The following is a 15,307-nucleotide window of genomic DNA, read 5'->3' on the forward strand; positions in this document are numbered from 1 at the left end:
GCTATTTGATCAATATCGCCCGGAAATCGTTGACGTTTGTGCCGGTCGGACCGGATACGAAAAGGTCGTCTACGGCATTGAATGCCGTCCAGGCGTTGTTGCCGGCAAGCATGGCCTTGGCATCGACGCCCGCCTTACGCATCCGCGACACCGTCGAGCCGTCGGCGAAGGCGCCGGCATTGTCTTCCGAACCGTCTATGCCATCGGTGTCGGCGGCCAGTGCGTGCACGCCGACCATGCCGCTGATGCCAATGGCGAAGGCGAGCAGGAATTCCGAGTTGCGGCCGCCTTTGCCTTTCGCGCGCAAGGTCACCGTTGTCTCGCCGCCGGACAGGATCAGAACCGGCTTTGCAAACGGCCGGTTGCGCGTCGCCACTTCGCGCGCGATCGCGGCGTGGACGCCGCCGACCTCACGCGCTTCGCCCTCGATGGAATCGGAGAGAATGACCGCCTGAATGCCTTGGCGCTTCGCTTCGGCCGCTGCGGCTTCCAGCGAGACGCCGGCGGAAGCGATCAGATGCACCTCGTTGCGGATAAAACGCGGGTCGTCCGGTCGTGGCGCATCGGCCGCCGGCGAATTGATATGCGCCATGACCGAAGCCGGCAGGTTCATGCCATAGGCAGCGATCGACGCCAATGCGTCCTTACGACTGCCTATATCCGGTACGGTCGGACCAGAAGCGACCAGAGCCGGATCGTCGCCCGGAATGTCAGAAACAACCAGCGAGACCACCTTGGCCGGATATGCGGCGGCCGCCAGCCTGCCGCCCTTGATCGTGGAAAGATGTTTGCGGAGGGTGTTCATCGCGGCGATCGGCGCGCCGGAGGCGAGCAGCGTCTCGCTGACGGCGATCTCGTCGGCCAGCGTCAGGCCTTCGGCAGGTGACGGCAGCAGCGCCGAGCCGCCGCCCGAAATGAGCGCCACGACGAGGTCGTCCGCAGTCAGTCCCTGGACTTTTTCGAGCAGCCGCCGGGAAGCTGCGAGCCCCGCGGCATCCGGCACCGGATGCGCCGCCTCGATGATCTCGATGCGCCGGCAGGCCGCGCCATAGCCGTAGCGGGTGACGACCAGCCCTTCGATCGGCCCGTCCCACACCTTCTCGAAAGCCGCCGCCATCTGCGCCGAGCCTTTTCCTGCACCGATGACGATGGTCCGTCCCTTCGGCCTTGCCGGCAAATGATCTTTGATCGTCCTCTCGGGATCGGCGGCGGCAACGGCGGCGTTGAAGATGGCGGTGAGGAAGGGCTTGGGGTCTACCTCTGTCATTTTGCTTCCGCCGGCAATGCCAGCTCGCGCGCGTCGATGCGGAGATGCTCACACAGCGCATCGACCACCACGCCGTGGTCCTCACGCTCCGGCAGGCCCGAGACGGCGATCACGCCGATGACGCCGGCGCCCTTGACAGTGATGGGAAAGCCGCCGCCGGCCAGCACATAGTCGGCAATATCCAGTCCCTCGCCAGGCTTGAAGCTGCGGTCGGGGCGCTGCTGCTCCAGCACCATGCGGTAGGTGCTTTTCAAGAACCGTCGCACCACGTTGATCTTGCGCCGCGCCCAATCCGGATTGGAAGCATTCGAGCCGGGCATTGCCGCATAGAACAGCGGCCGGTCGAAGGTTCTGATATCGACGATGATCGGCAGGTTTTCCTTGAGAGCCCGGTCGCGGATCGCCGAGCCGATCTCGAAAGCGACGGCTTCATCGAAGGCCGAAAAGACAAGCGTGGCTTCCTGTTTCTTGATCAGAGCGATGTCGTCCGCAACGGCCATGTCGTTCCCCTGTCAACTTCGCCGCACGCTTTGCCGGATGGCTGCCGCACGGTCAAGCCGGTCGCATGCGATAGCTAAACCGCCATGTCCGTCTTGGCCGCGCGGCCGGCGACATAGACCTCGCGCACGGCGCGGTCGTCGCCGAGCGTCTGCAGCAGAAACAATTCCTCGGCGAGCGTGTCCGCCGTCTCGACCCGCAGCCGCATCGCCGGCGTGGCGCGGGCGTCGAGCACGACGATATCTGCGTCGCTGCCTTCCTCTAGGGTGCCGATCTTTTCCGCAAGCGACAGCGCCTCGGCATTGCCGCGGGTCAATTGCCAGAACGACTGGAGCGGATTGAGCTTCTCGCCGTTCAGCGCGATCACCTTGTAGCCCTCGTCCATGGTGCGCAGCATCGAATAGTTGGTGCCACCGCCGACATCGGTGGCGGCGGCGATGCGAAGCGGCTTCCCGCGGCGGCGATAGCGCTGATAATCGAAAAGGCCGGAGCCGAGAAACAGGTTGGAGGTCGGGCAGAACACCGCCACCGAGCCGCTATCGGAAAGTGCGTCCGCCTCGCGTTCCGAGAGATGGATGCAATGGCCGAACAGGCTTCTTCGGCGGAGCAGCCCGTAATGCTCATAGACATCGGTATAGTCGCGCGCCTGCGGATGAAGCTGCTGCGTGAAGGCGATCTCGGCATGGTTTTCCGACAAATGCGTCTGCATGTGCAGATCAGGATATTCGCGGCAGAGCGCGCCCGCCATCTCCAATTGCTCGGGCGACGAGGTGATGGCGAAGCGCGGGGTGATGGCATAGTGCTGGCGCCCCTTGCCGTGCCACTCCTCGATCAACGCCTTGCTGTCGTCATAACCCGATTGCGGCGTGTCGAGCACGCCTTCCGGCGCGTTGCGGTCCATCATCACCTTGCCAGCGATATTGAGCATGTTGCGGTCATGCGACTCGGCAAAGAACGCTTCGGCAGATTCCTTATGCACCGAGCAATAGGCTGCGACGGTCGTCGTGCCGTGGCGCAACACTTCATCCAGAAACAGCCTGGCGATACGGCGGCCATGCTGGGCGTTCTGGAATTTGGTCTCTTCCGGAAAGGTGTAGGTGTTCAGCCAGTCGAGCAGCTCGGCGCCGAAGGAAGCGATGACCTGCATCTGCGGAAAATGCGCGTGTGCATCGATGAACCCGGGCAACAGCAGATGTGGCCTATGATCGATCTTTTTTGTTCCCTCGCCCGCCTTTTTCTCGACTTCGGCATAGGCGCCAGCGGCAACGATCCTTCCGTCGCGCATCAGCAGGCCGCCATCTTGCTCGTAGCGCCAGGCGGAATGATCGTCGATAGTTTCTGGCCAGCGCAAAAACGACAGCGTGCGGCCGCGCAGGAGCGTGCTGGTCATGCTATTTCCCCGCGCCTTCGAACCAGGCTACCAGCAGTGCCCGTTCCTTCTCGGTGATCTGGGTGACGTTGGCGGGCGGCATGGCGTGGCTGCGTCCGGCCTGCAGGTAGATCTCGCCGGCGTGCTCGGCGATGCCGGCATCGGTATCGAGCATCACGCCCTTGGGCGCGTGGTAAATGCCCTCATAGGACGGCTCCGCCGCATGGCACATCGAACAGCGGCCAAGCACCGTGTCACGCACGGCGGGAAAATGCGCCGAGGCGACGTAGACCTGTGCCGCCGAGGACGTTTTGACCTCGCCGGTCAGCAGCTTCGGTGCCGTCGACAGCCAGATGATGACGACGAACAGGACGGCGGCGGCCAGCCAGGTCCAGGTCGGATTGCCTTTGCGCGCATGTCTGGTGTTGAAATAGTGCCGGATCAGCACGCCGATGATGAACACCAGCGAGGCAATGACCCAGTTGAACTCTGTGCCGAACGCCAGCGGATAATGGTTCGACAGCATCAGGAACAAAACCGGCAGCGTCAGGTAGTTGTTGTGCAGCGAGCGCTGTTTGGCGATCTTGCCGTATTTCGGATCGGGCTTACGGCCGGCGATCAGGTCGGCGACGACGATCTTCTGGTTGGGGATGATGACCATGAAAACGTTGGCCGACATGATCGTCGCGGTGATGGCGCCGAGATGCAGGAAAGCGGCGCGGCCGGTGAACAGGTGGGTCAGCCCCCAGGCGATGAACACCAGCACCCCATACAGCACCAGCATCAGTCCGGTGTCGCTGTTGCCGAGCGGCGAACGGCATAAGAGATCGTAAGCCACCCAGCCAACGCCGATCGTCGCCAGCGACAGCAAGATGCCTGCAGGCACCGACATGGCAAGCACATTCGGATCGATCAGGAACAGGTCCGCCCCGGCATAATAGACGATGCACAGCATGGCGAAGCCCGACAGCCAGGTGGCGTAGGATTCCCATTTGAACCAGGTCAGGTGCTCGGGCATTTCGGCCGGCGCCACCAGATATTTCTGCACGTGGTAGAAGCCGCCGCCATGCACCTGCCATTCCTCGCCGAAGGCTCCGGCAGGCATGCCCGGACGCTGGCGCAGCCCGAGGTCGAGCGCGACGAAATAAAAGGACGATCCAATCCAGGCGATGCCGGTGACGACGTGCAGCCAGCGCACGGCGAAACTCAGCCAATCCCAGAATATCGCGAAATCCATCATGAAAAATCGTCCCTGCCGATCGGCTGACTTTACGGGTTGGAGCGCAAACGAAAAGGGCCGAGACGCGCGATGACTTTCAAAAAAAATTGGAAAATACTAGGCTGATCATACGCAGCCACATGAGAGCCACGAAAGCCGCATGGCCTATCTCGATAACATCGCCGTTTTCGTCCGTGTCGTCGAGCTCGGCAATTTGTCGGCGGCTGGGCGCGACATGCGCATTTCGCCGGCGGTCGCTTCCAACCGGATCAAGGAGCTCGAGAAGCACCTGGGCGTCAGGCTGTTCAACCGTACGACGCGGCAGTTGATGCCGACCGAGCACGGCACGGTGTTCTACTCCGGCGCCAAGCAGGTACTGGATGCGGTCACCGAGGCGGAAGCGGCAGTCAGCGCGTTATCCGGCCAGCCGCGCGGCACCATAAAGGTGACAGCGCCGCTCGGCCTCGGGCGGCGGCTGGTAGCATCCGGCATCCCGGATTTCCACGACAGGTATCCCGATATCGAGGTACGACTCCGGCTTTCCGATCACAATGTCGATATCATGAAGGAAGGCATCGACGTTGCGTTCCGGCTGGGCATCATCGAGGATTCCAGCCTGAGGATGCGCGGCATTATGGAATGCGAGCGTGTGCTGGTGGCGGCCCCACAATATCTGGAGGCGCGCGGCGAACCAAGAGAGCCGCAGGAACTGATCGGCAAGAAGCACGATTGCCTGATGCTGCGCTATTCCGGCGCGCGTGAATATGTCTGGACGCTGCAGACGCCGAACGGCCCGCAAAAGTTCGAGGTGCACGGCCCTTACGATACCGATGATGGCGACGTGCTGACCGGCTGGGCGCTGTCCGGCCGCGGCATCATCAACAAACCGCGCTTCGAGGTCGAGCCGTTTATCCGCGACCAGCGGCTGAAGGTGATCCTGAGCAACACGCCGCCGACGCCGGTGCAGTTTGCCGCCGTCTACCCACACAAAAAGCTGCAGGATCCGAAGGTGCGGCTGCTGCTCGATTTCATGGCCGAGCGCTGCCAGCGGCTGATCCGGGATATTCTGGCCGGCAAATGATCGCCGGCTGGCCGGTTGCTTTCCGTCCAGCCGACGAGATAATTCCCAAGGAATCTCGCTCAACAGGGAAAAGCGATGGCCGACGGCGCCACAATGTGTCTGGCCGTTTCACTGTCTCCGGAAGCCGCCCCTTCCCATCCGCCCGGCGCCGGCCCGGACTTCAGTCTGCTGGCGCGGTTCGTGCAAGAAGCCGAAGCGGCCGGCCTGGACATGGTGTTGCTCGGCGATTCCGCGCCGGTTGCAGGTGGGCCGAACCGGCAAATGCGCTTCGAAGCGACGACCTTGCTGGCAGCGCTGGCTACGGTGACAAGCAGGATCGGCCTCGTCGCGGCAGCGTCGACGGTCGCCCACCAGCCCTACAATCTCGCGCGTCGTTTCGCCTCGCTCGATATTATCAGCCCTGGTCGCGCCGGCTGGAACGCGAGCATGAGGCCCGAACCGCGCGAGGCGGCTAATTTCAGCCGGCCGGAGGGGTTTTCCGGCGACGATTTCCGCCTGCGCGCAGAGGAATTCATCGGCATCGTGCAAGGTTTGTGGAAAGGCTGGGACGCAGACGCGCTGCTGTTCGACAAAGCTGGCGGCCGCTTCTTCGATCCCGAGAAGATGCACCTTCTCGACCACAAGGGCGAATATTTTTCCGTGCGCGGGCCGCTCAACGTGGCGCGGTCGCCGCAGGACACGCCGGTGCTGGTCATGTCCGGCCTGTCCGAGCCCGCCATGGATATTGCCGCCCGCACCGCCGATGTCGTCCTGCTGGATGAGCCATCGATCGAGCCGGCCAAGTCGGGCGATCTGAAGCGCCGTGCGCTTACTTTGGGGCGCAGGCCGGAGGCGCTGAAAGTGCTGATGAACGTTACCGGCAGCGCCGAAATCACCGCCGCGCCGGACCTGTTTGCGGACAGGCTCGAAGAGTGCTTTCGCTCGAAAGCCTGCGACGGTTTCAACATCGCCATGCCGTTCACATCGGCACTCGACGATTTCGTCGGTCTCGTGCTGCCGGAGCTTCGCCGCCGCGGCCTTGTCCGGTCCGGCTACAGCGCCGCGAAACTGCGCGCCCATCTCGGGCTTGCAGGGGAGGATCGGCAATGAGCGCCGGTCGAGGCCAGATGAAGCTCGGCGCCTTCCTGTGGGCGACAGGCCACCACATCGCCGCCTGGCGCCATCCGCAGGCGCATGTCACGGCCGGCATCGACATCGATCATTACATCCAGCTGGCGCGGACGGCGGAAGCGGCAAAGTTCGACATGATCTTCTGCGAGGACGCAGCCGGCGTGCGCGAGGCCAATGTCAACATCGCCAGCCAAACGTCGCGCTCGATCGGCTTCGAGCCGATCAGCCTGCTTGCGGCGCTCGCGGTGCAGACGGAGCGCATCGGCCTCGTCTCAACGGCGTCGACGAGCTATAACGAGCCTTACGGGCTGGCGCGAACCTTCCTGTCGCTCGACCATCTGAGCGGCGGCCGAGCCGGCTGGAACCTTGTCACTTCGGCCAGCCAGATCGAGGCCGCCAATTTCGGCTCGACCGGACTGCGCCCACATGCGGACCGGTACGAACGCGCGCGCGAATTCGCTGCCGTGGTTGCTGGCCTTTGGCAAGGCCAGGATGGACACGAAGGCAGAAGTTTTTCGGTGCGTGACCCGCTCGATCTGCCGCGCTCGCCACAAGGTGCACCGGTTATGGTCCAGGCGGGAGCGTCGGATGAGGGCCGCGATCTCGCCGCCCGGACCGCCGATGTGGTGTTCACTGCGGCGCAAACATTCGAGGAGGCAAAGGCCTTCTACGACGACCTCAAGGGACGGCTGGCGGCCCATGGGCGCGAGCCGGAGGACGTCAAGATCATGCCCGGCGTCGCGCCGGTCGTCGCGGCAAGCGAAGCGGAAGCCCGGGCAAAACATGATGAACTGCAGGAGCTGATACCGGACGATGTCGGTGTCGCGCTGCTTTCCAGCTATCTCAGCATATCCGATCTCGCGCGCTATCCCATCGACGGACCGCTGCCCGAGCTGCCGGCCAGCGAAGGCATGCAGAGCCGGCAGGCGCTCGTCATCGAGCAATCACGCCGCGACAAGCTGTCCATTCGCCAGCTTGCCCGTCATTTCGCCGGCGCGCGCGGCCATTGGCGCGTCGTCGGAACGCCCGCCCAGATCGCCGACGAGTTCGAGGCACGCTTCGAGGGCGGCGCGGCAGACGGTTTCAACGTCATGCCATCTTATTTTCCCGGCCAACTCGATGCCTTTGCCACACTAGTCGTGCCGGAGCTGCAGCGGCGCGGGCTGTTCCGTACGGATTATGAAGGCAGCACGCTGCGCGACCATCTGGGCTTGAAAAGGCCGGCGTAAACGACGAGCGGAACGAAAGTCGGAGATCGCCGTTTTGGGATGCTGTGCCGCGCGGCGATGAGGGTGTCTGCGCGCATGTTCGATTGACCTTCCACAAACTTCGCCCTTTTTTAAACCAAGCGGACGCAACCGCCACAGGAGCCGATCATGGATGCCATCGCCACCCGCAACGACCTGCAATCCAATGCCAAGAAAGAGTGTATCGATCTTCTCAATGCCCGCCTCGCCGACGCCATCGATCTGGCCTTGATCACCAAGCAGGCGCACTGGAACGTCAAGGGACCGCAATTCATCGCCATCCACGAGATGCTCGACACGTTCCGCGAGGAGATCGACGGCCATGTCGACACCATTGCCGAGCGCGCCGTACAACTCGGCGGGACGGCGCTCGGCACATCGCAAGAGGTGTCGAAGGCGACTATGCTCGAGGCCTATCCGACCGACATCCACAAGACCCGGGATCATCTGGCGGCGCTGATCGACCGCTATGCCGCAACCGCCAAGCGGGCACGCGCGGCGATCGACGAGGCGGCTGGCGCGGGCGATGCCGACACCGCCGACATTTTCACCGCCTATTCACGCTCGCTCGACAAATTGCTGTGGTTCCTTGAGGCGCACACGCAGGAGAAGGAATAGCCAAAACGTCAGCCGGCCATCGCCTTGCGGTGAGGGGCTTTGGATTGAGCGGACGGTGCCGCCGCATGGCCGGCCAACGCAGTCACAATCTCGGCTACGGCGAGTGCGGCGATCACCTGCGGGCGCTTGTCCTTAACGGCATCGCCGCCGATCGGCGAGACGAGGCGGGCAAATTCCGCCTCGCTTCCGTCCGCCGATTTCAGGAACCAGTTCCGGAACGTCGCCTTCTTAGTTCTGGAGCCGATCATGCCGACATAGGCGGCATCCCGGCGTTTCAGAGCCTCGGCAACGATCAGGAAGTCCAGCGCATGGTCATGGGTGAGAACGACGAAGGCCGATCCAGCCGGGGCTTCGCGCACCATCGCCTCAGGCATCGGCGTCAGCTTGGTTTCGACTGCTTCCGGCATGCCTTTGAGCGCCTCGGCTCGCGTCTCGACAACGACGATATGCACCGGCAGCAAGGCCATCGCCGAGGCCAGCGCTTGGCCGACATGGCCGCCGCCGAGGATGTAGACATGCGGTAGCTGCGCTTCCTCGGCTTCCGCCGCCGCAACCAGCTTGGCTTCAAGCGCGGGGTCGACCAGCTGGATCAGCAGCTCGACCCAGCCGCCGCAGCACTGCCCGATCTCCGGGCCAAGCGCGATGTCGAGGGTATCCCTCCCCCTTGAGGGGAGGGTGGCGGCGAAGCCGCCGGGTGGGGTCGCTGCGGCAGTGCTCGACGCGCCGGCGGTGCCTTCTGAGACGACCCCCTCTGGCCGCTCCGCGGCCATCTCCCCTTCAACGGGGGAGAAAAGCATCTGCCGCGCTTTGTCGATCGCCATGTATTCGAGCTGGCCGCCGCCGATCGTGCCGAAAGTGGCCGATCCTGAGACGAGCATGAAGGCACCTGTCTCGCGCGGCGTCGAACCTTTTGTCCCGGCCACCTCAACTAAGGCGACCCGGCCGGCGCCGGCAAGAAAGGCTTTCAGGCCCTGCACTTTCGCGCTCATCATTCCGTGTTTCCTATCGGGAAATATAGAGTTTTTCGGCCAGAATTGCACGTTCCCAGGGATTCAAGCGCCGGTCTTGGCTTCCCGCTTCAGCCGTTCGATCGCCATCAGCACACGCTCCGGCGTGGCCGGCGGGTCGAGGCGTGGGCAGATCTTGTGGCCGGCAACGCTCGCCACTGCGTCCGACAGCGCATGCAGCACCGACATTGCGAGCGGAAAGGGCGGCTCGCCGACCGCCTTGGAGCGGTACACCGTCGGCTCGCCTGCTTGCGCCCAGTCGGCCAAAGTCACATTAAAGATCTTCGGCCGGTCCGACGCGAGCGGGATCTTGTAGGTCGATGGCGCATGGGTGCGCAGCCGCCCCTTGTCGTCCCACCATAGTTCCTCCGTTGTCAGCCAGCCCATGCCCTGGATGAAGCCGCCCTCGATCTGGCCGAAGTCGATGGCGCGGTTCAGCGAGCGGCCGGTTTCGTGCAGAATGTCGGTGCGCTCGACGATATATTCGCCGGTCAGCGTGTCGACAGAGACTTCCGAGCACGCGGCGCCATAGGCGAAATAGTAGAAGGGACGGCCCTCGCCCTTGTCGCGGTCCCAATGGATTTTCGGCGTCTTGTAGAAACCCGCCGCCGAAAGCTGGATGCGCGCCATATAGGCCTGCCTGACGAGATCGGCGAAGGCGATCTCCTGGTTGCCGATGCGCACGCGGTTGGGCAGGAACAGCACCTGGTCGCGCGGCACCTGGTATCTCTCGACGGCAAAATTGGTCAACCGGTCCTTGATCTGGCGGGCGGCATTCTGCGCCGCCATGCCGTTGAGATCGGAGCCGGAAGACGCGGCGGTGGCCGAGGTATTCGGCACCTTGCCGGTCGTCGTCGCGGTGATCTTGACCTGATCGAGGTCGATCTGGAACTCTTCCGCCACAACCTGCGCCACCTTGACATAGAGGCCCTGCCCCATCTCGGTGCCGCCGTGGTTCAGATGCACCGAACCGTCGGTATAGACATGCACCAGCGCGCCGGCCTGGTTATAATGGGTGGCGGTGAACGAGATGCCGAACTTGACCGGCGTCAGCGCCAGTCCGCGCTTGATGAAGCGGCTGTTGGCATTGAAAGCATCGATGGTGCGGCGGCGCCTCGCATAGTTGGAACTCGCCTCCAGCTCGGCGACTATGCGGTGGATGATGTTGTCCTCGACCGTCTGGTGGTAGGGCGTGATGTTGCGGTCTGAGGTGCCGTAGAAATTCTTCTTGCGGATTTCGAGCGGGTCCTTGCCGACGGCAAACGCGACTTCGTCGATGACGCGCTCGGCGCCGACCATGCCTTGCGGGCCGCCGAAGCCGCGAAAGGCGGTGTTCGATACCGTATTGGTGTAGAGCGGCGCCGACTGCGCGTGCACCGCCGGCCAGAAATAGGTGTTGTCGCAATGGAACAGCGCGCGGTCGGTGACCGGGCCGGAGAGGTCTGCCGAGAAGCCGCAGCGCGCCGCGAACACGAAATCTACGCCCAGAATATTGCCCTCATCGTCGAAGCCGACCTCGTAGTCGACGAGGAAATCGTGGCGTTTGCCGGTGGCGATCATGTCGTCGTCGCGGTCGGGCCGGATTTTTACGGCCCGATGATGTTTCTTCGCGGCGATAGCGGCCAATGCCGCAAACTGATTGCCTTGCGTTTCCTTACCGCCGAAAGCGCCGCCCATCCGGCGGATTTCCACCGTCACCGCGTGGCTCGGAACACCGAGCGCATGGCTGACCATGTGCTGGATTTCGCTCGGGTGCTGGGTCGAGGAATAGATGGTGACGTCGTGGTCCTCGCCAGGGATGGCCAAGGCGATATGGCCTTCGAGATAGAAATGCTCCTGGCCGCCAATGCGCATTTTTCCCTTCAGCCGGCGCGGCGCCGCATTGATCGCAGCCGCTGCGTCACCGCGCTTCAGCGTCAGCGGCGGCGTGACCAGCTTGTCTTTCCCGGGATTGAGCTCGCCGATATCGGCGACGAACGGCAATTCCTCGTATTCGACCTTGGCCAGCCTTGTCGCGCGGCGCGCCTGCTCGCGGGTTTCAGCGATGACACAGAAGATCGGCTGACCGAAAAATTGCACCTTGCCGTCGGCCAGCACCGGCTCATCGTGACGGCCGGTCGGCGAAATGTCGTTCTCGCCTGGCACGTCGCTCGCGGTCAGCACATCGACGACGCCGGGTGCGGCGCGTACCGCCGAAAGATCCATGCTGGTGATGGTGGCATGCGTCGCCGTCGAAAGCCCAAGGCAGCCGTGCAGCGTGCCGGCCGGTTCCGGCATGTCGTCGATGTAAACGGCCGTGCCACTGACATGCTTGTGCGCGGAATCATGGCGCTGGTCAGTGGCGACGCCGCCGGCGATTTTTTGCGCCTTCAGGTTTGGCGTGGCGTGCTTGTTCATCATGCCGCCTCGTGCCGTGATACCTGGATCGGCGCCCGGGTGCCGGTGGTTTCGGCAAAGAAGCGCAGCAGCAGGTTGCGTGCCGCCAGCGCCCGGTATTCGGCGCTTGCCCGCATGTCGGTCAGCGGGGTGAAATCGCCGGCGTACGCGGCCATCGCCGCCTCGACCGTCGCTTCCGTCCAGGGCCTGCCCAGCAATGCCTTTTCGACGCCAAAGGCGCGCTTCGGCGTTGCCGCCATGCCGCCATAGGCGATGCGCACATCCGCCACCGTGCCATCCTCGGCGAGCTTCAGGAAAAACGCGCCCAGCGCTGCTGTGATGTCTTCGTCGCGGCGCTTGGTGATCTTGTAGACTGCAAATTTCGTCTCGCCGGCCGGCACCGGGACATGCACGGCCTCGACGAATTCGCCGGGCTGCCGGTCCTGTCGGCCATAAGCGATGAAGAAATCCTCCAGCGGGATCGTCCGCCGCTTGTCGCCGCGGCGCAGCGTCAGGCGGGCACCGAGTGCGATCAGCGGCGGCGGCGTGTCGCCGATCGGCGAACCGTTGGCGATATTGCCGCCGATGGTGCCCATGTTGCGCACCTGATCGCCGCCGATGCGATCGAACAGCGGGCCCAGCGCCGGGATGCGTTTCGCCAGCGTCGAGAAGGCCTCGCTATAGGTGACACCGGCGCCGATCGAGATGACGCCCTTGTCCTCGGAAATCCCGCACAGACCATCGAGATTGCCGATGAAAATCGCCGGCGCAATATCGCGCATGTGCTTGGTCACCCAAAGGCCGACATCGGTCGAACCCGCGACGATGGTGGCGCCCGGCTCCTTGATCAGCACGCTGGCCAGATCGTCGGCATTGGCCGGCACGATCAGCCGCTTGTTGCCGGAGCCGATCTCGATGCGCGAACCGTCCTTCATCGCTTCGAGCTTGGCCGTGACTGCCTTGCGCTCCACCGCCAACGGATCCTTTGCCGCCGTGCCGTAGCTGGAGATGGCACGTGCGGCGCGCATGATCGCCTCGTAGCCGGTGCAGCGGCAGAGATTGCCTTGCAGCGCCTTTTCTATTGCCGCGTCCGACGGCTCCGGCGACCGCATCCACAGCGCATAAAGCGACATGATGAAACCCGGCGTGCAGAAGCCGCATTGCGAGCCGTGAAAATCGACCATCGCCTGCTGCACGGGGTGCAGCTTTCCTGCGCCGCCGCGCAGATGCTCGACGGTCACGACATGCGTGCCGTCCAGCGAGCCAAGGAAGCGGATGCAGGCATTGACGCTTTCATAGACCAGTCTGCCGGCCGAGAGCCTGCCGACCAGCACCGTGCAGGCGCCGCAGTCGCCCTCGGCGCAGCCTTCCTTGGTGCCGCGCAGCGAGCGGTCGAGCCGCAGCCAGTCGAGCAGGGTCTGGTCGGGTGCAACCGTGCCGAGCGCGACGTCCTCGCCATTGAGGATGAAGCGGATTTCGTTGCGTGTCTTGATCCCGGCCATCTCAGCTTCCCCGGTAGGTCGAATAGCCGTACGGCGACAGAAGCAGCGGCACATGATAGTGCATCGGCTCGGCCATACCGAAGCGGATCGGCACATGGTCGAGGAAGGCCGGTTCCGCCAGTTTTGTCCCTTGCCCGCGCAGATAATCGCCGGCCGCAAAGACCAGCTCGTATTGGCCGGTGCGGAATTCCGCGCCGGCAAGCAGTGGAGCATCGCAGCGGCCGTCATCATTGGTGACAACCGTTTTCAGATGCGTCCGGGCCTGCCCGTCAAGATGATAGAGCTCGATCGACAGACCGGCCGCCGGTTTGCCGGCCGCTGTGTCGAGGACATGGGTCGTCAAGCGCCCGCCTTCGGCTTTCGACGTTTCCGCCACTGGCTGCTCCATTCCCTGAACGGTCGAACACTATTCATGAATTGTGCGCCAATTAAAGGCGATGCATAAGTCCCGGTCGAGCGGAGCGCGACAAAAACACTTTCAAAAATTTCGGGGGAATGCGCAGGCACTCCTTTAGACTATCCTGATCACAATTTCCGGCAGGAGCGAGAATGCGTTACGAACGAGACATGCGCGGCTACGGAGCCAATCCGCCGGATCCGAAATGGCCCGGCGGGGCGCATGTCGCGGTGCAGTTCGTCGTCAATTACGAAGAGGGCGGCGAGAATTGCGTCCTGCACGGCGACAAGGCTTCGGAGGCTTTCCTGTCGGAGATCGTCGGCGCCGCGCCCTGGCCCGGCCAGCGCCACTGGAACATGGAATCGATCTACGAATACGGTGCCCGAGCCGGCTTCTGGCGATTGCTGCGCCTGTTCAGCGAGGCACAGGTGCCGATCACCTGCTATGGCGTTGCCACGGCCCTGGCGCGTTCGCCCGACCAGGTTGCGGCGATGCAGGAGGCCGGCTGGGAGATCGCTTCGCACGGGCTGAAATGGATCGACTACCGCGACCATACCCCGGAAGACGAGCGCCGCGACATGGAGGCGGCGATCCGGCTGCATTATGAGGTCACAGGGGCGCGGCCGACCGGCTGGTACACCGGCCGCACCTCGATCAACACGGTGCGGCTGGCGGCGGAAGAGGGCGGCTTCGACTATGTGTCGGACACATATGACGACGAACTGCCCTACTGGCTCGAGCATGTGACACCGGACGGGTCGGCGAAGCCGCAGTTGGTCATCCCCTACACGCTCGACGCCAACGACATGCGCTTTGCCACGCCGCAGGGCTTCAATTCGGGCGACCAGTTCTTTGCCTATCTCAGGGATAGTTTCGATACGCTCTATGCCGAGGGCAAGGCAGGGCGGCCGCGCATGATGAATATCGGCCTGCATTGCCGTCTGGTTGGGCGGCCGGGCCGGGTCGCGGCACTGAAGCGCTTCATCGACTACGTCAAATCGCACGACAAGGTCTGGCTGGCACGGCGCATCGACATTGCAAAACATTGGCAGGAGACGCATCCGTTCCGGTTGCCGGCGCTGCGCCCGTCGAAAATGGAATTCGAGGCCTTCGTCCACACATTCGGCGGCGTGTTCGAGCATTCGCCGTGGGTTGCCGAGCGCGCTTATGGGCTGGAGCTCGGCCCGGCCCATGACAGTGCCGGCGGCCTGCACAATGCGCTCTGCCGCGTGTTTCGCGCAGCAAGCGAGGCCGAGCGGCTTTCCGTGCTCAATGCCCACCCCGATCTTGCCGGAAAACTGGCGCAGGCCAGAAGGTTGACGGACGAATCGGCCAAGGAGCAAGCTTCGGCAGGGCTCGACGCGCTGACCGAGAAGGAGCGCGAGCTGTTCGCAAAACTCAATGCCGCCTACGTCACCAGTTTCGGTTTCCCCTTCATCATCGCGGTGAAAGGCAGGACCAAGGCGGAGATCCTGGCCGAGTTCGAAGCGCGTATCGGCAACAGCCACGACGTCGAATTCGAAACCGCCTGCAGACAGGTCGAGCGCATCGCGCTGCTTCGTCTCAAGGACATGCTTCCGCAATAGGCCTTGGCTGCCGCGATAGGCCCTGGCTTC

13 protein-coding genes are annotated in these 15,307 nt (G+C 63.6%); 5 read left to right on the forward strand and 8 right to left on the reverse strand.

The window, feature by feature from the left end; translation table 11 throughout:
* Position 1: 1 nt before the first annotated feature.
* The 4 genes from NKJ12_RS00205 to NKJ12_RS00220 form a co-directional block, all read right to left on the reverse strand.
* On the reverse strand, positions 2-1,267 hold the full coding sequence (locus tag NKJ12_RS00205; RefSeq protein ID WP_352700904.1) for a glycerate kinase type-2 family protein: 1,266 nt from the start codon (positions 1,265-1,267) through the stop codon (positions 2-4).
* Entirely contained in the window at positions 1,264-1,767 is a 504-nt protein-coding gene (locus NKJ12_RS00210) for a heme-degrading domain-containing protein (RefSeq protein WP_352700905.1), read from the reverse strand. Before NKJ12_RS00210 ends, NKJ12_RS00205 begins: the two co-directional genes overlap by 4 nt.
* Before the next feature lie 74 nt (positions 1,768-1,841).
* Positions 1,842-3,155, reverse strand: coding sequence for a guanine deaminase (guaD, locus tag NKJ12_RS00215; RefSeq protein ID WP_352700906.1), 1,314 nt, complete (start codon positions 3,153-3,155; stop codon positions 1,842-1,844).
* A gap of 1 nt (position 3,156) precedes the next feature.
* A complete protein-coding gene (locus tag NKJ12_RS00220; protein ID WP_352700907.1) occupies positions 3,157-4,374 on the reverse strand; it encodes a urate hydroxylase PuuD in 1,218 nt (405 codons plus the stop codon).
* 139 nt (positions 4,375-4,513) lie between these two features.
* Here NKJ12_RS00220 and NKJ12_RS00225 point away from each other — a divergent pair, with 139 nt between their 5' ends.
* From NKJ12_RS00225 to dps, 4 genes are all read left to right on the forward strand, one after another.
* The gene (locus NKJ12_RS00225; RefSeq protein WP_254816018.1) at positions 4,514-5,434 is read left to right on the forward strand and encodes a LysR family transcriptional regulator; all 921 of its coding nucleotides are present in this window, start codon (positions 4,514-4,516) and stop codon (positions 5,432-5,434) included.
* 75 nt (positions 5,435-5,509) lie between these two features.
* Positions 5,510-6,523: an LLM class flavin-dependent oxidoreductase gene (locus tag NKJ12_RS00230; RefSeq protein WP_352700908.1), complete on the forward strand. Its 1,014-nt coding sequence runs from the start codon at positions 5,510-5,512 to the stop codon at positions 6,521-6,523.
* Entirely contained in the window at positions 6,520-7,773 is a 1,254-nt protein-coding gene (locus NKJ12_RS00235) for an LLM class flavin-dependent oxidoreductase (protein WP_352700909.1), read from the forward strand. The genes NKJ12_RS00230 and NKJ12_RS00235 overlap by 4 nt, the downstream gene beginning before the upstream one ends.
* Positions 7,774-7,920: 147 nt before the next feature.
* A complete protein-coding gene (gene dps / locus NKJ12_RS00240) occupies positions 7,921-8,409 on the forward strand; it encodes a DNA starvation/stationary phase protection protein Dps (RefSeq protein WP_023676226.1) in 489 nt (162 codons plus the stop codon).
* 8 nt (positions 8,410-8,417) lie between these two features.
* Here dps and xdhC read toward each other — a convergent pair whose 3' ends face one another.
* The 4 genes from xdhC to uraH form a co-directional block, all read right to left on the reverse strand.
* Positions 8,418-9,398 (reverse strand): xanthine dehydrogenase accessory protein XdhC, encoded by a 981-nt coding sequence (xdhC, locus tag NKJ12_RS00245; RefSeq protein WP_352701394.1) that lies wholly within the window; start codon positions 9,396-9,398, stop codon positions 8,418-8,420.
* Between the two features lie 63 nt (positions 9,399-9,461).
* Entirely contained in the window at positions 9,462-11,813 is a 2,352-nt protein-coding gene (gene xdhB / locus NKJ12_RS00250) for a xanthine dehydrogenase molybdopterin binding subunit (protein WP_352701395.1), read from the reverse strand.
* Positions 11,813-13,294: a xanthine dehydrogenase small subunit gene (gene xdhA / locus NKJ12_RS00255; protein ID WP_352700910.1), complete on the reverse strand. Its 1,482-nt coding sequence runs from the start codon at positions 13,292-13,294 to the stop codon at positions 11,813-11,815. The genes xdhB and xdhA overlap by 1 nt, the downstream gene beginning before the upstream one ends.
* 1 nt (position 13,295) lies before the next feature.
* Positions 13,296-13,670: a hydroxyisourate hydrolase gene (uraH, locus tag NKJ12_RS00260; protein WP_352505907.1), complete on the reverse strand. Its 375-nt coding sequence runs from the start codon at positions 13,668-13,670 to the stop codon at positions 13,296-13,298.
* Positions 13,671-13,843: 173 nt separating this feature from the next.
* Between uraH and puuE the strand changes: the two genes are divergently transcribed.
* A complete protein-coding gene (gene puuE / locus NKJ12_RS00265; RefSeq protein WP_352700911.1) occupies positions 13,844-15,277 on the forward strand; it encodes an allantoinase PuuE in 1,434 nt (477 codons plus the stop codon).
* The last annotated feature ends 30 nt before the right edge of the window (positions 15,278-15,307 follow it).

Source organism: Mesorhizobium sp. M0195 (assembly GCF_040322115.1).
Lineage (GTDB): Bacteria > Pseudomonadota > Alphaproteobacteria > Rhizobiales > Rhizobiaceae > Mesorhizobium.